The following is a 19,848-nucleotide window of genomic DNA, read 5'->3' on the forward strand; positions in this document are numbered from 1 at the left end:
AGGAAAGTGCCGCACGCCCCCTGGACACCACCATCAGATGCGGGATACCAAGTTCATACAGTATTCGACCACTGTATGCAATGTACGAACGGCCGACCGGCGGACCCGTGCGGAACGCAACGCATAGGCGTGGAGGGAACATGACCAAGGCTCTCGAAGGCATACGCGTGCTCGACATGACCCATGTCCAGTCGGGCCCGTCCGCCACCCAGCTCCTGGCGTGGCTGGGCGCGGACGTCGTCAAACTCGAAGCACCCAGCGGCGACATCACCCGCAAGCAGCTGCGGGACATCCCCGACGTCGACTCCCTCTACTTCACGATGCTCAACTGCAACAAGCGCTCCATCACCCTCAACACGAAGACCGAGCGCGGCAAGGAACTGCTGACCGAACTCATCCGCCGCTCCGACGTCATGGTGGAGAACTTCGGCCCCGGCGCCGTCGACCGCATGGGCTTCACCTGGGACCGCATCCAGGAGATCAACCCCCGCATCATCTACGCCTCCATCAAGGGCTTCGGCGACGGCCCGTACACCAACTTCAAAGCCTATGAAGTCGTCGCCCAGGCCATGGGCGGCTCCATGGCCACGACCGGCTTCGAGGACGGCCCTCCGCTGGCCACCGGCGCCCAGATCGGCGACTCCGGCACCGGTATCCACACCGTCGCCGGCATCCTCGCCGCGCTCTTCCAGCGCGAGAACACCGGCCGCGGCCAGCGCGTCAACGTCGCCATGCAGCACGCCGTGCTCAACCTGTGCCGGGTCAAGCTGCGCGACCAACAGCGGCTGGCGCACGGCCCGTTGGCGGAGTATCCGAACGAGGACTTCGGGGACGAGGTGCCGCGCTCGGGCAACGCCTCAGGCGGCGGCCAGCCCGGCTGGGCGGTGAAGTGCGCACCCGGCGGACCCAACGACTACGTCTACGTCATCGTCCAGCCCGTCGGCTGGAAGCCCCTGACCGAACTCATCGGACGCCCGGAGCTGGCCGACGACCCCGAGTGGGCCACCCCTGAAGCCCGCCTGCCGCAGCTCACCAAGATGTTCCAGCTCATCGAGGAATGGTCCTCGTCCCTGCCCAAGTGGGACGTCCTGGAGAAGCTCAACGCCCACAACATCCCCTGCGGCCCGATCCTCTCCACCAAGGAGATCATCGAGGACGCCTCCCTGGTCGCCAACGACATGATCGTCGAGGTGCCCCACCCGGAGCGCGGCACCTTCACGACCGTGGGCTCCCCGCTCAAACTCTCCGACTCCCCCGTCGACGTCACCAGCTCACCGCTGCTCGGCGAGCACAACGAAGAGATCTTCGTCGGTGAACTCGGTCTCGGCGACGAGGAGTTGCACCTGCTCAAGTCGAACGGAGTGATCTGATTGATGGCCGAGGACCGGACGCTCACGGTGCGCGCGCTGCTCGACACCGTACGGGCCGAGGGACGCACGGCGCTCACCGCACCCGAGGGCAAGGTGATCGCCGACGCGTACGGGATCGCCGTACCCGGTGAGGAGTTGGCGACCGACGTCGAGGAGGCAGTGGCGGCAGCGGCGCGCTTCGGCAAGCCCGTCGTACTGAAGATCGTCTCGCCCGACATCCTGCACAAGACCGACGCCGGCGGCGTGATCGTGGGCGTGGAGGGAGCGGCCGACGTCCGCGCCGCCTTCCACCGGATCATGGAGAACGCGCGGGCGTACGCGCCGCAGGCCCGCATCGAGGGCATCCAGGTGCAGGAGTTGCTGCCCACGGGCGGCAGCGCGCAGGAAGTGATCGTCGGAGCCGTCACCGACCCGACGTTCGGCAAGGTCGTCGCCTTCGGCCTGGGCGGTGTCCTTGTGGAGGTGCTCAAGGACGTCACCTTCCGGCTCGCGCCGCTGGACACCGGCGACGCGCTCGACATGCTCGACTCGATCCGGGCCGCCGAGGTGCTGCGCGGGGTGCGCGGGGCGCAGGGCGTCGACCGGGCGGCGCTGGCCGATCAGCTCCGCCGGGTCTCCCAACTGGTGACGGATTTCCCGGAGATCGCGGAGGTCGACCTCAACCCGGTCATCGCGACACCCGAGGGCGCGGTCGCCGCCGACATCCGCGTCATTCTCGCCGAGGGAGTGCCGAAGGCGCGGCGCACGTACACCCGTGAGGAGATCCTGGGCACGATGCGGAGGCTGATGGAGCCGCGCTCGGTGGCGGTGATCGGCGCCTCCAACGAGCAGGGCAAGATCGGCAATTCGGTGATGCGCAACCTCGTGGACGGCGGCTTCTCCGGGGAGATTCATCCGGTGAACCCCAAGGCCGATGACATTCTGGGCCGCAAGGCGTACAAGAGTGTCACGGACGTGCCGGGTGAGGTGGATGTGGCGGTCTTCGCGATACCCGCCAAGTTCGTGGCGGGGGCCCTGGAAGAGGTGGGCCGCAAGGGCATTCCGAACGCGGTGCTGATCCCCTCCGGCTTCGCCGAGACCGGCGAAGTCGCCCTCCAGGACGAGATCGTGGCGATCGCGGAGCGGCACGGGGTACGGCTGCTCGGGCCGAACATCTACGGCTACTACTCGACGTGGCAGGACCTGTGCGCCACGTTCTGCACGCCGTACGACGTGAAGGGCGGCGTCGCGCTGACCTCGCAGTCGGGCGGCATCGGCATGGCGATCCTCGGCTTCGCGCGGACCACGAAGACGGGCGTCTCGGCGATCGTGGGCCTGGGCAACAAGTCGGACCTGGACGAGGACGACCTGCTCACCTGGTTCGGCGAGGACCCCCACACCCAGTGCATCGCCATGCACCTGGAGGACCTCAAGGACGGACGCGCCTTCGTGGCGGCCGCGCGGGAGACCGTGCCGAAGAAGCCCGTCGTCGTCCTCAAAGCGGGGCGCACGGCCGCGGGCGCGAAGGCCGCCGGGTCGCACACGGGCGCCCTCGCGGGCGACGACGCCGTGTACGACGACATCCTGCGGCAGGCCGGTGTGATCCGGGCCCCCGGCCTGAACGACATGCTGGAGTACGCGCGGGCGCTGCCCGTGCTGCCGACGCCGCAGGGCGACAACGTCGTGATCATCACGGGTGCGGGCGGCTCCGGGGTGCTGCTCTCGGACGCCGTGACGGACAACGGGCTCCGGCTGATGGAGATCCCGGCCGACTTGGACGCCGCCTTCCGCCGGTTCATCCCGCCCTTCGGGGCCGCGGGCAACCCCGTCGACATCACGGGCGGCGAGCCCCCGTCGACGTACGAGGCGACGATCCGGCTCGGCCTGGAGGATCCGCGCATCCACGCGCTCGTGCTCGGCTACTGGCACACCATCGTCACCCCTCCCATGGTCTTCGCGGAGGTAACGGCCCGCGTCGTCGAGGAGTTCCGGCAGCGCGGGATCGAGAAGCCCGTGGTCGCCTCGCTGGCCGGGGACGTCGAGGTCGAGGAGGCGTGCCAGTACCTCTTCGAGCGCGGGGTGGTCGCGTACCCGTACACGACCGAGAAGCCCGTCGCGGTGCTCGGGGCCAAGTACCGGTGGGCCCGGGCCGCCGGGCTGTTGGGGGGCCGGTCGATGAGGTGACCGCAGGCGGGTCCGGTCGGCGGTGCGCGTCGGCCGGACCCAGGTCCCGTGCGCACACGAAAGCAATTTGGACAGGGGGCGCTGCCCAGATCTTTCGACGCAAGGGGTTCGACCGTCATGACAACGACTGATCTACCGACTTCCGTCTCCTATCAGGAGGTGACGGACGCCAACGGCCGGGTGTTCCGCGTCGGCGAGTCCGACATCGACATCATGGGGCGCAAGCGCAAGTGGATGGTGATCCTGCCCTGGGTGGGCATGATGGGGATCTCGTCCGCCGAGTACGCGTTCGCGTCCGCCGAGGACACCCTGCACACCGCGCACCACTGGGACAGCGGCCACATCTACTGGATGATGACGGTCTGGGTGTTCTTCCAGGCCGCGGTGGCCTTCCCCGCGGGAAAGCTGCGGGAGAGCGGCAAGTTGCCGGCCCGCTGGGCGATGATGCTCGGCGCCACGGGAACCCTGCTCGGCTACCTGTCGCTGGCCTTCGCGCCGCACGTCGTCTTCGCCTACATCGGGTTCAGCGTGTTCAGCGGCATGGGCGCGGGCGCGGTGTACGCCACCTGCGTCAACATGGTGGGCAAGTGGTATCCGGAGCGCAGGGGCGGCAAGACGGGCTTCGTGAACGGCGGCTTCGCCTACGGCTCGGTGCCGTTCGTCTTCCTGTTCACCGGCTACATGGACCTGACCAACTTCCGCTGGGTGCTGGTCTCTGTCGGTGTGCTGCTGGCCACGATGGTGGCGGTCGCCGGTTCCTTCTTCAAGGACCCGCCGAAGAACTGGTGGCCCTCGAACGTCGACCCGCTGAACCCGCCGGAGGACCCGCGCGCGCGGCGCTCGCTGGAGAAGAACCCGCCGGCCGTGAAGCAGTACACCCCCAAGGAGGCGTGGAAGACCGGTCGTGTGGCACTGATGTGGTGCTGCCTCGCGTGCACGTCCGGAGTGAACATCTTCGGCATCGCCTTCCAGGTCGACATCGGCAAGGAAGCGGGCTTCGCGGGCGGGATCGTGGCGACCGCGATGTCGCTCAAGGCGATCGTCAACGGCACCGGACGCGGGGTCATCGGCTGGCTGTCCGACCGGTACGGGCGCAAGCAGTGTCTGCTGGCCGTGTGCGTCATCCTGGGTCTCGCCCAGTTCGGCATCATCTGGTCGGCCGAGGCGCAGCTCCTGCCGATGTTCCTGATCTTCTCCGCGATCTCCGGGTTCGGTGGCGGCGCCATCTTCCCGATGTTCGCGGCGCTGACGGCGGACTACTTCGGCGAGAACAACAATGCGAGCAACTACGGCATGGTCTACAGCTCGAAGCTGGTCTCCGGGCTCGGTGCCGGCATGGGGTCCATGGTCGTCGGCGTCTGGGGACACTCGGGAGCCTTCATCCTGGCCGGGTGCATCTCGCTCTTCGCCGGGTTCCTCGCGCTCTTCCTGACGCCGCCCGGCAGGCCCAAGTCGCCCAAGCGTGACATCAGGCCCAACCCGCAACCTCTCGGGGAGGAGATGGCCTGACGACTCGGTACGCACCACAGTGAGAGGGGCCCGGCCGACCGGCCGGGCCCCTCTCACGCGCGCGAGTGCGTGCTACTTGCGCAGTGCCGCCATGTTGCCGTAACCGATCTTGGCGTACTTCAGGGACTGGCCGAGGTCGGTGGAGCTCGGCGCGTTGTCCTGCTCGACCATCGGGTTGTGGTAGTTCTTCGCGCCCACCCGGCTGAAGAACGTGGTGTAGTCGATGACCCCCTCGCCGAAGGGCACCATGTCGTAGCCCATGCCGTTGGTGTCGTTACGGGTGCCGTCCTTGGCGTGGAAGAGCGGGTAGCGCTTGTTGTGCGCGCGGACCAGGGCGGCCGGGTCGAAGACGTTCTCCTGGGTGGAGCCGTCGTGCGCGGTGTACGTGTGGAACTTGTACTGGGCCACGTGCGCCCAGAAGATGTCCATCTCCAGCCAGACGGACCGCGGGTCGGTGAGCTGGAGGAAGTACTCCAGCTTGCGGATGCCGGAGCTGCGGGTGGGCCGGCCCTGGGCGTCGAGGGGACCGCCGTCGAGCAGGAAGCCGTACGCCGCGTCGTGGTTGTGGGTGTAGAGCTTGATGCCCGCGCCGCGCGCGATCTCGCCGAGCGCGTTCCACTTGTCGGCGGCGACGTCCCAGTCCGCCTTGTACGAGCTGTTGGTGGGGTCGCCACCGGTGCCCATGTGGTCCATGCCGAGGATGTTGGCGATCTCGAGGTGCTTCTTGAACGTGTCGGTGTCGGGCTGGGTGAGCGGCCAGGAGCCGGGGATGAAGCCGTGGTTGCCCTGCGCGCGCAGGCCGTACTCGTCGAGCCAGGAGCGCAGCAGCTTGGCGCCCTCGACGGACTCGAGGCTCGCCCCGCCGGGGGCGTTCGCGTGCTGGCCGTAGCCGGCGAACTCGACCTGCCGGTAGCCGTAGCGGGCCAGTTCCTTGAACACCTCGCGGAAGCCGGAGGGCAGGTCGGAGGCGAGCGGGTCACGGCCGGTCGCGTCCCGCACGGTGTAGAGGATGATGCCGCGCCGGTCGGCGGGCACGAGGGCGTGCCCGCGCCCGCCGCCGCCGCTCTCCGTCTGGGTCTGGGCGAAGGACGGTGCGGCGCCGAACACGGGCGCGGCGATGGCGCCGGCCGCCACGGCGGAACACGTGCTCAGGAAGCGGCGGCGGTTGATGCCGAGGCGGTGTCTGAGGGCGTCGTCGCTGGCGGGGGTGTCGTGGAACTCGGTCACGGGTGCCTCTCCCTTTGGGATGTGTTCTCGGGGTGTGTTCTCGGGGCGTGTTCTCGGGGTGTGTTCGCCGGTTTCGGCCTGCGGGTCGGAAGCCACTGGCGTGTCGTCAGTGACCTGTGCTTCACTCTCTGTAACTGCTTCTGCGGGGGCGGACTTGGGGAGGCGTGCGCCTCAGCCGAGTCCGGCCAGGTCCAGGAGCAGGGATTTCACATCGGTCGCGGCGACGCGGCCGGGGAACGCATGGGGGGTGGAGCTGATGATGAGTGGACCGTCGTCGTCACTCAGAGGCAGGCGGCCGTGGCTGCCGCGGATAGGCGAGGGATCGAGCGGCACGACCGCCATGCGGTAGCGCATGCCGAGCTTCTTGCGCGCGAGCGCGGCGCCCGCCTTCACCTTCACGTACGGGTCGTGGGGGTCCATGAACAGCTCGACCGGGTCGTAGCCGGGCTTGCGGTGGATCTCGACGAGCTGCGCGAAGTCGGGCGCGCGGGCGTCGTCGAGCCAGTAGTAGTACGTGAACCAGGCGTCGGGTTCCGCGATCGCGATGAGTTCGCCGGAGCGCGGGTGGTCGAGATGGTGGGCCTTCTTGCCCTCGTCGTCGAGGAGTTGGTCGATGCCGGGCAGATCGGCGAGGGCGGCACGGGCGGCTTCGAGGTCCTCGGGGCGGCGCACGTAGACGTGGGCGATCTGATGGTCGGCGACGGCGAAGGCGCGGGACGCCATCGGGTCGAGGTACTCCATGCCGTCCTGGGTGTGCACCTCGAGGAGGCCGGCGCGGCGCAGGGCGCGGTTGATGTCGACGGGGCGGTCGGCGCGGGTGATGCCGTACTCGGACAGGGCCACGACGGTGCGGCCTTCGGCGCGGGCGTCGTCGAGCAGCGGGGCGAGGGCCGTGTCGAGTTCGGCGGCGGCCCGGTGCGAGCGGGGGTCGTCGGGGCCGAACCGCTGGAGGTCGTAGTCGAGATGGGGGAGGTAGCACAGGGTGAGATCGGGGTGGCGGGTGGCCATGACGTGTCGGGTCGCGTCGATGATCCACTGGCTCGACACGAGGTCGGCGCCCGGGCCCCAGAAGTGGAAGAGGGGGAACGTGCCGAGTTTCTCGGTGAGTTCGTCGTGCAGGGCCGGGGGCCGGGTGTAGCAGTCGGGTTCCTTGCGGCCGTCGGCGTAGTAGACGGGACGGGGGGTGATGGTGATGTCGGTGTCGGCGCCCATGGCGTACCACCAGCAGATGTTGGCGACGGTGTACCCCGGGTGGGCGCGGCGGGCGGCGTCCCAGAGTTTGTCGCCGGAGACGAGGCCGTTGTGCTGGCGCCACAGGAGGACGTCGCCGAGCTCGCGGAAGTACCAGCCGTTGCCGACGATGCCGTGCTCGGACGGCATCGTGCCGGTGAGGAAGGTGGACTGGGCGGCACAGGTGACGGCGGGCAGCACGGTGCTCAGCGGGGACCGGGAGCCGGACTGGCCGAGCGACTTGAGGTGCGGCATGTGATCGAGGAGACGGGGGGTGAGACCGACGACGTCGAGGACGAGGAGAGGGGTCGGGCCCGTCGGAGTCGGCGTGGATGTCGCGTCCGTCATGGCAGCTCCTTGAGGCCGAGGTCCGTCAACAGGTCGCGGGCGAGGGTGAGTTCGGCGGCGATGCCGTCGGCGAGCTGGGCCCGGCCGCGGGGGCGCAGCTCGGCCGGCAGGGCCTGCCAGGTGTAGGTCTCGACCTCCAGGTGGCGGGTGCGCGGCTCGGCTCCGCCGACGAGGTGGGTCAGCGTGTCCTTCAGGACGGGGAGCGTGGAGGTGAGCGGGGCGGCGGGGGCCGCGTGCAGGGGGACGTGGAAGTGGGCGCGCCAGGCGCCGGTGTCCGGGAGCGCGGTGCCGGTGAGGGCGTCGCCGAGGTCGTCGGTGCCGTGGAGTCCCGCGGTGGTGACGGTGCGGGTCTGATGCAGGAAGCGGGGTTCGTCGAAGGCGGCGAGTGCCTCGCGGACGTCGGGGAGACGGGGGTGTTCGGCGTGCAGGGCGGCGGAGAGCTGGGACTTCACGACAGGAATGCCGGCGGTGGCGAGGCCGGTGAGCGCGGTGTGCGGATCTTCGAAGGAGGTGGCGAGATGGCAGGTGTCCAGGCACAGGCCGATGCGGTCGGTGCGGGCCACGGCGGTGAGCGGGGCGATGGCGTCGGCGGTGGTCTCGACGGTGCAGCCGGGCTCGGGCTCCAGGCCGATGCGGATCGATCTGCCGGTGAGTTCCTCGAGGGCGTCGAGGCGTTCGGCGAGGGTGACGAGTGCGGTGCGGGCGGCGTCGGCGCGCTGCTCGTCGTAGGCGGTGCGCCAGGCCAGGGGCAGGGTGGAGATCGTGCCCTCGGTGACGTCGGCGGGCAGCAGGGCGGCGAGGAGGCGGGCCAGGTCGCAGGTGTGGGCGAGCCGTTCGGGGTCGGCCCAGTCCGGCTTGTACACGCGGTACTTGACCTCTTCGGCGCCGAACCCCTCGTAGGGGAAGCCGTTGAGGGTGACGACCTCCAGGCCGCGGCGGTCGAGCTCGGTGCGCAGTCCGCGCAGGGCGACCGGGTCGGTGCCGAGGGCGCGGGCGGCGTCCTTCGCGAGCCACAGGCCGATGCCGAGGCGGTCGCGGCCGAGCCGTTTGCGCACGGGTTCGCAGTGGTCGCGGAGTTGGGCGAGGACGCCGTCGAGCGTCTCGGCGGGGTGCACGTTCGTGCAGTACGCGAGGTGGACGGTGGAGCCGTCGGGGTGCCGGAAGCGCATGAGTCACGCCCCGCCGCGCAGGATGGAGTTGCCCTCGTGGGTCGGCTCCTGGGGTGGCGGTGCGTCGAGCTGGAGGCGGCCGCTCAACCCGTAGAAGGCCACCGGGTTTCGCCACAGGACGAGGTCGACGTCGTCGTCGGTGAACCCGGCGGCGAGCATCGCGTCGGCAACCTTGCGGGTCTTGAGGGGGTCGCTCTTTCCCCAGTCGGCGGCGGAGTTGACGAGGACCTTCTCGGGGCCGAAGGCGCGCAGGATCTCGACCATGCGGTCCTCGTCCATCTTGGTGTCAGGGTAGACGGAGAAGCCGAGCCAGCTCCCGGCGTCCTTGGCCTCCTTGACGGTCGTCTCGTTGAGGTGGTCGACGAGGACGCGGTCGAGCGGCAGCGCGGATTCGCGCACGACGTCGAGGGTGCGGCGCAGGCCGGTGAGCTTGTCGCGGTGCGGGGTGTGGACGAGGGCGGGCAGCTCGTGGTCGGCGGCGAGTTGCAGCTGCGCGGCGAGGGCGGTGTCCTCGGCGGGGGTCATGGAGTCGTAGCCGATCTCGCCGACGGCGACGACGTTGTCCTTGACGAGGTAGCGCGGCAGTTCGTCGAGGACGGGGGTGCAGCGGGGGTCGTTCGCCTCTTTGGGGTTGAGGGCGATGGTGCAGTGGTGGGTGATGCCGTACTGGGCGGCGCGGAAGGGCTCCCAGCCCAGGAGGGCGTCGAAGTAGTCGTAGAAGGACGCGGGCGAGGTGCGGGGCTGGCCGAGCCAGAAGGCGGGTTCCACGAGGGCGCGGACTCCGGCCGCGTACATGGCCTCGTAGTCGTCGGTGGTGCGCGACGTCATGTGGATGTGGGGGTCGAAGATGCGCATCAGGACTCCTTCGCCTCGGTGCCGCCCGGCGCGTGGGGCGCGGGCGCGGTCAGGGCCAGGACGCGGTGCAGGTCCTCGGGGACGGGACGGCCCGCGGCGGTGCGTTCCTCGGCGAAGTCGCCGAGCATCCGGGCGAGTTCGGAATCGCCGTGGGAGCGCTGCCGCAGGCCGGCGACGGTGTCCACGGGGACACCGGTGAACAGGCACTTCAGAACCGCGTGGCGCCAGGAGTGGTCCGGCAGGTGGGAGGCGGCGTACGGGCCGAGGGCGGCGGCGACCAGGCGGGTGTCGTTGGTGCGCAGGGCGTCGTCGACGAGCGGGAGCGCGTCGGGCCCGGGGACGAGGTGGGGCAGGGCGTGCAGGACGGCGCGGCGTTCGGCGGCGGTGCCCTGCGCGTACAGGCGGGTGAGCGTGGCGGTGTCGGCACGGGCCGCGTGCAGCAGCAGGACGCGGGTGGCGTCGGCGTGGTCCTGGCCGGTGCGGCGGCCGGCCTCGGCGAACCGCGATTCCCAGACCGGCGGGTTCTTCTCGTCGCCTGTCCCGGCGGGGCTCGCCGCCTCGGCCAGGGCCTGGTCGAGCCAGGCGCGGGCGGCTCCGGAGAGCGCCGTGTCGAGGTGGGCGCGGAGGGCGGCGGGGGTGGTCGGCTGGTTCATGCGCTGCCTCCTTGTGCTGCGGCTCGCAGGAACGGGAGGGATGCTGCGGCCAGTTGGGGCCCTGCGTGGGAGTGGCGGGGCAGCTCGACGACGGTCAGGCCCCGGTAGCCGGTGGCGTTCAGGGCGTCGAGCACCGGCGGGAAGTCGATCTCGCCGTCGCCGAACGGCAGGTGCTCGTGGACGCCTCGGCACATGTCCTCGATCTGGACGTGCCGCAGCCAGGGCGCCGCCGCGCGGACGCAGTCGGCGGGCGGTTGCGGTTCCAGGCACTGGCAGTGGCCGATGTCGAGCGTGAGGCCGAGCGCGTCGGGGCTGCCGAGCGCGCCGCGCAGGTGGTGGAAGTCGGCGAGCGTGGCGAGGAGATGGCCGGGTTCCGGCTCGATGGCGAGAGGGACTCCCGCGCCGGTGGCCGCGTCGAGGACGGGGGCGAGGGATTCGGCGAGGCGCTTCCAGGCGGAGTCCGGGTCGGTGCCGTCGGGAGTGATGCCGCTGAAGCAGTGCACCGCGTGGGCGTTCAGGTCGGCGGCGACCTGGACGGCACGGATCAGCAGCCGGATGCGCGCGGCGCGGGCGTCCGGGTCGGGATCGAGGAGGGAGGGGCCGTGTTTGCGGCGCGGGTCGAGGACATAGCGGGCGCCGGTCTCGACGGTGGCCGTGAGGTGGTGCCGGTCCAGGGCGCGGGCGACCTGACGGGTGCGCGCGGCGAGGTCCGGGGCCAGCGGGTCGAGGTGCATGTGGTCGAGAGTGAGGCCGACACCGTCGTAGCCGAGGTCGGAGAGGAGGGCGAGGGCGTCGTCGAGGCGAAGGTCGGTGAGGCCGTTGGTGCCGTATCCCCAGCGCAGGGTCATGTGACGCTCACCTTCTTCGCGAAGCGGCCGGCCAGCGGTGCGAGCGCGGCGGTGAACAGGGCCGACCCGAGGGCTCCGAAGCGCGCGGCGAGAGCGGCCTGGAGCGGGATCATCGCGCGGATCCCGGCGCCGACGGCGCGCTGGGTGAGCGGCGGGGAGGGGTTCAGGGTGGCGTGGAACAGAGGCCGGACGGCGGTCGCCGCGTACGCGGCGGGACCCGGCAGGCCGAGGGGGGCTGCTGCGCCTCGGCCCGCCGGGGGTCTGCGGAGGTGGTGGGTCAGGGCGCCGGTGACGGCGAGCGCCGCGGCCGGGGCGACCGGATCTCCGCCGGTGGTCTCGTTCCGGGAGACGGCGGTGACGGCGGCGGTGTGGGCGGCCAGGGCGAGAGCGGCGTTGAGGGCGGCTCGGGCCGGCGAGGCCAGGGGGTCGCGAGCGGCGTGGGTGGCTTGGGCGGCGTGGGTGGCAAGGTGGCCCTGGCCAGGGGGACCCTCCGATGCCGGGCCCGCCGTTGCCGCCGCGCCCAGGAGGACGTCCAGGCCGCGGGCCGCGGCCATGGCCAGGGGGCCCGCCGGGGTGTGTTTCAGGGACAGGTCGTATGCCCAGACCGTTGCCGCGAGGCCGGTGCCCAGGATTCCTGCGGTGCGGCCCGCGCGGAAGGCCAGGGCTACGCCGGCGGTGGTGAAGGCGCCGGCTGCCGTGAGGGCCGCGGCAGGGTGGACGCGGCCGGACGGGATCGGGCGGGCGGGGCGGTCGACGGCGTCCTCGGCTCGGTCGGCCCAGTCGTTGAGGGCCATCCCCGCCTCGTACAGACACAGGGAGGAGCCGACGGCGAGGAGGGTGCCGCGGTGGGGGCGGACACCGATCGCCGCCGCGCCCGCGAGAGCGTCGCCGGGGACGGTGAACAGGGCGGGCAGGCGCAGGAGTTCGGCCCAGGCGCGGAGCCGGGAGCCGCCGCTCACGCCTGGTCCCGCAGCCGTGCCGCGAAGTCGGCCAGGGCGGCGTACTGCTCGCCGAGCGCGGCGGACTCCGCGCCGTCCGGGTCCTTGAAGTAGAAGCCCAGCTCCGGGCGGGGGCCGGTGAGTCCGACGGTGTGGGCGCGCAGGAGGAGCCGGGCCAGGTCGAGGACGAGGGGTGCGGCGAGTGCCGAGTCGCAGCCCTGCCAGGTCGTCTGGAGGACCATGCGGGCGCCGAGGAACCCGTCGAACGCGATGTGGTCCCAGGCGGTCTTCCAGTCGCCGAGGGCGGGGACGTCGTCGATGTGGACCTCGCCCTGGGGGGCGGCGCCGAGGGTGTCGGCGAGGACGCGTTCCTTGCCGGCGTTCTTGGCGGCGGCCGCGGCGGGGTCGGCGAGGGCGGCGCCGTCGCCGCCGCCGAGGAGGTTGGTGCCGGACCAGGCGCGTACGGAGAGTGCGCGCTGGAGGAACATCGGGCCGAGGACGGAGCGCAGGAGGGTCTGGCCGGTCTTGCCGTCACGGCCGGCGTGCGGGACGGCGGCGGCCCGGGCCGCCGCGGCGAGGGACGGGTGGTGCAGGCCCGTGGAGGGGGTGAAGTTGACGTAGGGGCAGCCGGCGCGGAGGGCCGCGGCCGCGTAGAGGGAGCTGGGCGGGAGCGCGCCGTCGTGGGCCGGGGCCGGTTCGGTGGAGGCCACGTTCACGACGACGGCACCGGCGAGGTCGTGGCGGCGGACGAAGTCGCCGATGTCGGCGGCGAACGAGGCGATCAGCTCGTCCTGGGTGCGGTTGTCGCCGCCGGGCAGCGGGCCGCCGGGCCTGATCTCGCGGTCGGCTGCGGCCAGTTCGGCGGCCACGGCGGAGGGCAGTCCGTGCGGCAGGACACCGCCCTCGGCGAGGTGTTCGGCGCGTTTGGGCAGCGGGCAGTCGACGGTGTCGTGACCACCGAAGACGAGGGAGGACAACGTTGGCAGAGCGGAGTCGGTGAAGGGGGCGGTCTCGGTGACCATGCCGGTCGGCGGGTGCAGGCCCGCGGTGACGGCGGCGCAGCCCGCGACGGCGGTGGTGGCGACGGAGCCGCGTGCTCCGACGAGCCAGACGCCGAAGCGGGGTGAGGGCGTGGGGAGGGACGGTTCGGCGGACATGGGCAGCCTCCTTGTCGTACGCGAACCGGGGGTACGGGCCGGGCAGGGTGAAGAGGGCCGGGCAGGACGGCGGGCAGGGGTCCGGCGTCCCCCGCCCGCCGCCGTTCTAGTCGCCCGTTCCGGGCAGCGCGCCGTCGGCGGGAGCGGCCAGCTCCTTCAGACGGATGTTGCGGAAGGAGACCTGGTCGTCGGCGCCGTGGTTCTGCAGGCCGATGTAGCCGTCGGTCAGGCTCCGCTCGGGGTCGGTGTTGGTGAAGTCGTTGACCTTGACTCCGTTGAGGAACACCTGGAGGCGTTCGCCCTCGACCCTGATCTCGTACTGGTTCCACTCCCCCGGTGGCCGCAGGGCCGCGTCGCGGGCGGCGAGGTCCGCGGACTGGAAGGAGTAGACGGCGCCGGTGGTGCGGTCCGGGGCGTCGGTGGCGTCGATCTGGACCTCGTACCCCTTGTTCACCGCCGACCAGGGGTCGTCGGAGGCCGGGAAGCCCACGAAGACACCGGAGTTGTCGTCGCCCTGCATCTTCCAGTCGAGCTTCAGGGAGTACGACGACAGTTCCTTGGCCTGGTACCACAGGAGGCCCATGCCGCCGGTGGTGTGGAGCGTGCCCGTGGCCTTGTCGACGGTGAAGCTGCCGGGGCCCGCCTGCTTCCAGCCGTCGAGGGTCTCGCCGTTGAAGATCTTCCGGTAGCCGGTGTTCGGCTTGCAGTTAGCGGACACCTGGCCGGTGACGTACTTCAGGCCACCGAGCAGGTGTCCTCGGAAGGCCGGGTCGGCGTAGGACTCCTTGGTGTGGCCGCCGCCGGTGTAGAAGGCGCGGCCGCCGCCGTACTCCTGGCACCAGGCGATCGGATGGTCGCCGTTCATGGTGCCGCCGGTGTACGTCGTCTCGTCGAGGGTGGCGAGGACGTGGACGTGCTCGCGCGGGTTGGAGCGGTAGTTGTACCACTCGTCCGTGCGCGGCCAGGCCGCCGGGAGGTGCGCGGTGGCCGGGTGGTGGCGGTCCTCGACGCGGACGGTCGCGGGCTGGATCGCCGGGTGCGACTGGAAGTAGGCGCCGACGAGGCCGCCGTAGTAGCTCCACTCGTACTCGGTGTCGGCCGCGGCGTGCACACCGAGGTAGCCGCCGCCGTCGGCGACGTACTCCTCGAACGCCTGCTGTTGCGTCGCGTCGAGGACGTCGCCGGTGGTGGAGAGGAAGACCACCGCCTTGTACCGGGCGAGGTTGCCCGGGGTGAAGGCGGTCGCGTCCTCGGTGGCGTCGACGGCGAGCTTGCTCGCTGCCCCGAGTTCCTTGAGGGCCGCGATGCCCTCGGGGATGGAGTCGTGGCGGAAGCCGGCGGTCTTGGAGAAGACCAGGACCCGGTCACGGGCCTGGGCCCCCTGCGACGAGGAGGACGCGGGTGCCGTGACCCCGCCGATGAGCAGGGCAGCGGCGGCGGTCGCGAGCGCGATGCGTGCGGAGGTGCGCATGATGGCCTGCTCCTCTCAGCTCGTGGTGAAGGTGAAGTCGTCGACGTCGAACAGGGCGCCGGTGCCGGATCCCTTGAAGACCAGGTAGAGCGTGGTGGTCCCGCTGGGTGCCTTGGTGATCGGCGTGGTCACGTCCGTGAACGTCTCCCAGGAACCGGTCGGCGCGACGGTCGCCTTGCCGACGAGGCGTCCGGTGGGCGATCCGGTGCGGACCTCAAGGGTGCCGCCGGAGCCGGCCGAGGCGACGCTCGCGGTCAGGGTCTTGGCGTTGCCGATCACGTACGGCTCGAAGGAGATCCAGTCGCCGTTGTTGATGTCGCCGACGGTCTTGCCGCCCTCGGCGGGAGTGTGGCTGACGACGGAGACGCCCTGGGAGTCGCCGAAGTGCTCGGCCTGGCGGTGCTTCTGCTGGGTGACGGCCTGGTCGTGCGTGGTGAGGGCCGGCTGACCGTTGGCGCCCTTGTCGGTGTACTCGGCGTCGAAGACTCCGAAGACGTTGGCGTTCGGGTCGTGCTCGCTGTCGGCGCTGGTCTTGATGGTGCCGGAGCAGCCGTGGGCGGAGGTCACCGGGTGGCCGTGACTGTCGTGGCCGAGGATGTGCGTGACCGTGACCTTGGAGCAGTCGATGGTGCCGTCCTCGGGATCGGTCACCTTCACCTTGAAGGGCACCTCGTCACCGAAGGTGAACAGCTGGCCGTCGGCGGGGAGTTCGAGGGTGACCTTGGGTGCGGTGTTGCCGACGACGAGGTGCACGTCGGCGCTTCCGGTGCGGCCCGTGGAGTCCTTGACGGTCACGGTGGCGGTGTAGGTGCCGTTCTTCTTGTACGTGTGGGTGGGCGCGGCGCCGGTGCCGGTGGTGCCGTCGCCGAAGTTCCAGGCGTAGGTGAGGGTGCCGCCGTCGGCGTCGTTCGCCGTGGAGGTGAACCTCACCTTGAGCGGGGCCTGGCCCGAGGTCTTGTCGGCCTTGGCGTCGACCGTCGGCGAGTGGCCGTCGGTGGCGTTCTCGATGCGGAACAGGCCGGAGTTCTCGTCGCCGCCGAACCAGGAGGTGCCGTAGTCCAGGACGTACAGCGCGCCGTCGGGACCGAACGCCATGTCCATGATCTGGGTGCCGGTCCACGGGAACGGGTTGATGGACGTGACCTTGCCGTCGGCGTCCTGCTCGATCCGCTTGATCCAGCGCCTGCCGAACTCACCGGCGAAGAAGTCGCCGTCGTACGCCTCGGGGAAGCGGACGGGCGAGGTGTTCGCGGGGTCGTAGCGGTAGACGGGTCCGCCCATGGGGGACTCGGAGCCGGAGCCGAACTCGGGCACGGAACCGCCGTCGTACGGGATCCACGCGGCCTGGGCCGGGGGCAGGTCGACGAGTCCGGTGTTGTGCGGCGAGTTGTTCTTCGGCGCGGCGCAGTCGAAGGCCGCTCCGGACGTCTTCGTCGCGAAGTCGTAGTCGACGTACGGGTCGTTGTCACCGGTGCAGTACGGCCAGCCGAAGTTGCCGGGCTTGGTGACGCGGGCGAACTCGACCTGTCCCGCGGGGCCGCGCTTGGGATCGGCGGCGCCGGCGTCGGGTCCGTAGTCGCCGACGTAGACGATGCCGGTGGGCTTGTCGACGCTCATCCGGAACGGGTTGCGGAAGCCCATGGCGTAGATCTCGGGGCGGGTCTTGTCCGTCCCGGGCGCGAAGAGGTTGCCGGACGGGATGGTGTACGAGCCGTCGTCGGCGACCTTGATGCGCAGGATCTTGCCGCGCAGGTCGTTGGTGTTGCCGGCCGAACGCTGGGCGTCGTAGGCCGGGTTGCGGGTGGCCTGCTCGTCGATCGGCGTGAAGCCGTCGGAGGCGAACGGGTTGGAGTCGTCGCCCGTCGACAGGTACAGGTTGCCGTCCTTGTCGAAGTCGATGTCGCCGCCGACGTGGCAGCAGATGCCGCGCGACGCGGCGACGTCGATGACCTTCTTCTCGGAGGCCGTGTTCAGGGTGCCGTCCTCGTTGAGGGTGAAGCGCGAGAGGCGGTTCACTCCGTCGAAGGGGGCGAAGTCGGCGGTCGTGCCGTCGTTGGGGGCGTCGCCGGCCGGGGTGTTCAGCGGGGGCGCGTAGTAGAGGTAGATCGCGCGGTTCTCGCTGAAGTCCGGGTCGACGCCGACGCCCTGGAGGCCCTCTTCGTCGTGGTTGTAGACGTCGAGTTTGCCGGCGACCTTCGTCGTGCCGTTCTCGTCGGTCAGGCGCAGGACGCCGTCGCGGGAGGTGTGCAGGACCTTGCGGTCGGGGAGGACGGCGAGGCTCATGGGCTCGCCGACCTCTTCCGGGCCCTTGGCGAGGGTGACCTGCTGGAAGTCCTCGGCCGCGGCGGCTTCCTGCGGGGCCGGGGCGGCGTGGGCGGTGAGGGTGAGGGATGTGGCGGCGAGCAGGGTGCCGGTCAGCAGTGCGAGTGCGTTGCGGGTTCTCAGGCGTTTCCTGTGCACGGGTTCCTCCGGAATGGGGGCGGGTCGTGCTGGGGGCGGGGTGCGCCGTCACCCCGGAATTCATGTGCTTGCCATGTGCCATGTGTCATGTATGCAGCAAGGAAGTTAGCTGCGTTTGTCCGGCTCGGGTAGCCCTTGCGCGGGGGTTAGTTGAACTTTTTCCAGCACCAGGACAAAGAGGTGTCCGGGCAGGGTTCAGCGACTGCGCGACCGTTGGGGCTGGTCGCGCAGTTCGTCGCGCCCCTGCGGGGCTCTAGGAGCTGAAGGCCGAGTCGAAGGAGGAGGTGGGCGGTTCGAAGTCGAAGGACTTGAGGCGGGTCAGGGCCTCCGGGGCGCCCTGGAGGCGGTCCATGCCGGCGTCCTCCCACTCCACCGAGACGGGGCCCGTGTAGTCGATCGAGCGGAGCATGCGGAAGACGTCCTCCCAGGGGACGTCGCCGTGGCCGGCCGAGACGAAGTCCCAGCCGCGGCGCGGGTCGCCCCAGGGCAGGTGGGAGCCGAGGCGCCCGTTGCGGCCGTCGAGCCGCTTGCGCGCTTCCTTGCAGTCGACGTGGTAGATCCGGTCACGGAAGTCGTAGAGGAAGCCGACCGGGTCGAGGTCCTGCCACACGAAGTGCGAGGGGTCGAAGTTCAGGCCGAACGCGGGACGGTGGTCAACTGCCGCGAGCGCCTTGTGCGTTGTCCAGTAGTCGTACGCGATCTCGCTCGGGTGGACCTCGTGCGCGAAGCGGACGCCCTCGGCGTCGAAGACGTCCAGGATCGGGTTCCAGCGGGCGGCGAAGTCCTCGTAGCCGCGCTCGATCATCGACTCGGGGGCCGGCGGGAACATGGCGACGAGGTGCCAGATCGACGAGCCGGTGAAGCCGATGACGGTGTCGACGCCGAAGGCGGCGGCCGCGCGGGCCGTGTCGGCGATCTCCGCGGCGGCCCGCTGCCGTACGCCTTCGGCCTCGCCGTCCCCCCAGATGCGGGCGGGCAGGATCGCCTCGTGGCGTTCGTCGATGATGGCGTCGCAGACGGCCTGGCCGACCAAGTGGTTCGATATCGCGAAGCACTTGAGGCCGTACGTGGCGAGCAGCTCGTGGCGGCCCTTGAGGTACGAGGGGTCGGCGAGGGCCTTGTCGACCTCGAAGTGATCGCCCCAGCAGGCGAGTTCGAGGCCGTCGTAGCCGAAGTCGCGGGCCAGGCGGCAGACTTCCTCCAGGGGCAGGTCCGCCCACTGGCCGGTGAAGAGCGTGAACTGTCGGGGCACGGTGTGCAGCCTCCTCAGGCGGGGACGGGGGCCGGGACGGCGGTGTAGACGGAGTTCTTCGCGGCGCTCTCCTCGACCGCCGCGAGCACCCGCTGCACTTGGAGTCCGTCGGCGAACGACGGTGCGGGCGCGGTCTTCTCGGCGATCGCGTGGACGAGGTCGCGGGCCTGGTGCACGAAGGTGTGCTCGTAGCCGAGCCCGTGGCCCGGCGGCCACCAGGCCTCCAGGTAGGGGTGCTGGGGCTCGGTGACGAGGATGCGGCGGAAGCCGGCGCTGTCGCCGGGTTCCGTGTGGTCGTGGAAGTACAGCTCGTTCAGGCGTTCCAGGTCGAAGGCCAACGAGCCGCGCTCACCGTTGAGTTCGACCCGCAGCGCGTTCTTGCGGCCGGTCGCGAAGCGGGTGGCCTCGAAGGAGGCGAGGGCGCCGGAGGCGAAGCGGCCGGTGAACAGGGCCGCGTCGTCGACGGTGACCCGGCCGAGGCCCCCCGCTCCTCCCCCGGCCGCCGAGAGGCCGGAGGAGGCACCGTCGAGCAGGGGGCGTTCCCGTACGAACGTCTCGGTGAGCGCCGAGACGCCCGCGAGGGGTTCGCCGACCAGGAACTGGGCGAGGTCGACCGCGTGCGCGCCCAGGTCGCCGAGCGCCCCCGAGCCGGCGTACGGCTTCTGGAGCCGCCAGGTCAGCGGGAAGGCCGGGTCGACGAGCCAGTCCTGAAGGTACGTCACGCGCACGTGGCGCAGGGTGCCGACGCGGCCCTCGTCGACCATGCGGCGGGCGAGCGCGATGGCCGGGACCCGTCGGTAGTTGAAGCCGGTCATCGCCAACTGCCCGCGTGCCGCCGCCTGTTCGGCGGCCGCGGTCATGGTCTCCGCCTCCTCGACGGAGTTGGCGAGGGGCTTCTCGCACAGCACATGCTTGCCCGCCTCCAGGGCGGCGACGGCGATCTCGGCGTGGCTGTCGCCGGGGGTGCAGATGTCGACGAGGTCGACGTCGTCCCGGGCGATCAGCGCCCGCCAGTCCGTCTCGGCCGCGGCCCAGCCGAGCCGGTCGGCGGCGGCGCGCACCGCCTGCCCGTCGCGGCCGCAGACCGCGGCGAGCCGCGGGGTGAGCGGCAGGTCGAAGACGCGGCCGGCTGTGCGCCACCCCTGGGAGTGGGCGGCGCCCATGAACGCGTAGCCGACCATGCCCACCCCCAGGACGG

The 19,848-nt window shown here is 71.0% G+C and carries 15 protein-coding genes; 3 read left to right on the plus strand and 12 right to left on the minus strand.

Annotated features, from left to right (window positions below):
* Positions 1–140: 140 nt before the first annotated feature.
* The 3 genes from frc (at position 141) to AB0L37_RS10010 (ending at position 5,042) form a co-directional block, all read left to right on the plus strand.
* Positions 141–1,370, plus strand: coding sequence for a formyl-CoA transferase (frc, locus tag AB0L37_RS10000; protein WP_365502317.1), 1,230 nt, complete (start codon positions 141–143; stop codon positions 1,368–1,370).
* Positions 1,371–1,373: 3 nt separating this feature from the next.
* Positions 1,374–3,533 carry an acetate--CoA ligase family protein gene (locus AB0L37_RS10005; protein ID WP_365502319.1) on the plus strand — a complete coding sequence of 720 codons (2,160 nt, stop codon included), beginning with the start codon at positions 1,374–1,376 and terminating at the stop codon, positions 3,531–3,533.
* 117 nt (positions 3,534–3,650) lie between these two features.
* Entirely contained in the window at positions 3,651–5,042 is a 1,392-nt protein-coding gene (locus AB0L37_RS10010) for an OFA family MFS transporter (RefSeq protein WP_365502321.1), read from the plus strand.
* Between the two features lie 72 nt (positions 5,043–5,114).
* On the opposite strand, the gene AB0L37_RS10015 is transcribed toward AB0L37_RS10010, so the two are convergent.
* From AB0L37_RS10015 to AB0L37_RS10070, 12 genes are all read right to left on the minus strand, one after another.
* Complete coding sequence (locus AB0L37_RS10015) at positions 5,115–6,269, minus strand: sugar phosphate isomerase/epimerase family protein (RefSeq protein ID WP_365502323.1); 1,155 nt, start codon at positions 6,267–6,269, stop codon at positions 5,115–5,117.
* 171 nt (positions 6,270–6,440) lie between these two features.
* Complete coding sequence (locus tag AB0L37_RS10020) at positions 6,441–7,847, minus strand: nucleotide pyrophosphatase/phosphodiesterase family protein (protein WP_365502325.1); 1,407 nt, start codon at positions 7,845–7,847, stop codon at positions 6,441–6,443.
* Positions 7,844–9,016: a metabolite traffic protein EboE gene (eboE, locus tag AB0L37_RS10025; RefSeq protein WP_365502327.1), complete on the minus strand. Its 1,173-nt coding sequence runs from the start codon at positions 9,014–9,016 to the stop codon at positions 7,844–7,846. Before eboE ends, AB0L37_RS10020 begins: the two co-directional genes overlap by 4 nt.
* A 3-nt stretch (positions 9,017–9,019) precedes the next feature.
* Entirely contained in the window at positions 9,020–9,871 is an 852-nt protein-coding gene (locus AB0L37_RS10030; protein ID WP_365502329.1) for a TatD family hydrolase, read from the minus strand.
* Entirely contained in the window at positions 9,871–10,524 is a 654-nt protein-coding gene (locus tag AB0L37_RS10035; RefSeq protein WP_365502331.1) for an EboA domain-containing protein, read from the minus strand. Before AB0L37_RS10035 ends, AB0L37_RS10030 begins: the two co-directional genes overlap by 1 nt.
* The gene (locus AB0L37_RS10040) at positions 10,521–11,372 is read right to left on the minus strand and encodes a sugar phosphate isomerase/epimerase family protein (protein WP_365502333.1); all 852 of its coding nucleotides are present in this window, start codon (positions 11,370–11,372) and stop codon (positions 10,521–10,523) included. The genes AB0L37_RS10035 and AB0L37_RS10040 overlap by 4 nt, the downstream gene beginning before the upstream one ends.
* Complete coding sequence (locus AB0L37_RS10045) at positions 11,369–12,331, minus strand: SCO3242 family prenyltransferase (RefSeq protein ID WP_365502335.1); 963 nt, start codon at positions 12,329–12,331, stop codon at positions 11,369–11,371. The genes AB0L37_RS10040 and AB0L37_RS10045 overlap by 4 nt, the downstream gene beginning before the upstream one ends.
* On the minus strand, positions 12,328–13,467 hold the full coding sequence (locus AB0L37_RS10050; protein ID WP_365502337.1) for an inositol-3-phosphate synthase: 1,140 nt from the start codon (positions 13,465–13,467) through the stop codon (positions 12,328–12,330). Before AB0L37_RS10050 ends, AB0L37_RS10045 begins: the two co-directional genes overlap by 4 nt.
* Positions 13,468–13,573: 106 nt before the next feature.
* Entirely contained in the window at positions 13,574–14,938 is a 1,365-nt protein-coding gene (locus AB0L37_RS10055) for a ThuA domain-containing protein (RefSeq protein WP_365502339.1), read from the minus strand.
* 15 nt (positions 14,939–14,953) lie between these two features.
* Complete coding sequence (locus tag AB0L37_RS10060) at positions 14,954–17,398, minus strand: PQQ-dependent sugar dehydrogenase (RefSeq protein WP_365502341.1); 2,445 nt, start codon at positions 17,396–17,398, stop codon at positions 14,954–14,956.
* A gap of 253 nt (positions 17,399–17,651) precedes the next feature.
* Positions 17,652–18,650 (minus strand): sugar phosphate isomerase/epimerase family protein, encoded by a 999-nt coding sequence (locus AB0L37_RS10065; RefSeq protein ID WP_365502343.1) that lies wholly within the window; start codon positions 18,648–18,650, stop codon positions 17,652–17,654.
* 14 nt (positions 18,651–18,664) lie between these two features.
* A complete protein-coding gene (locus AB0L37_RS10070) occupies positions 18,665–19,831 on the minus strand; it encodes a Gfo/Idh/MocA family oxidoreductase (protein WP_365502734.1) in 1,167 nt (388 codons plus the stop codon).
* Between the last annotated feature and the right edge of the window lie 17 nt (positions 19,832–19,848).

The sequence above is a fragment of the Streptomyces sp. NPDC052225 genome (genome assembly GCF_040679615.1).
Classification (GTDB): domain Bacteria; phylum Actinomycetota; class Actinomycetes; order Streptomycetales; family Streptomycetaceae; genus Streptomyces.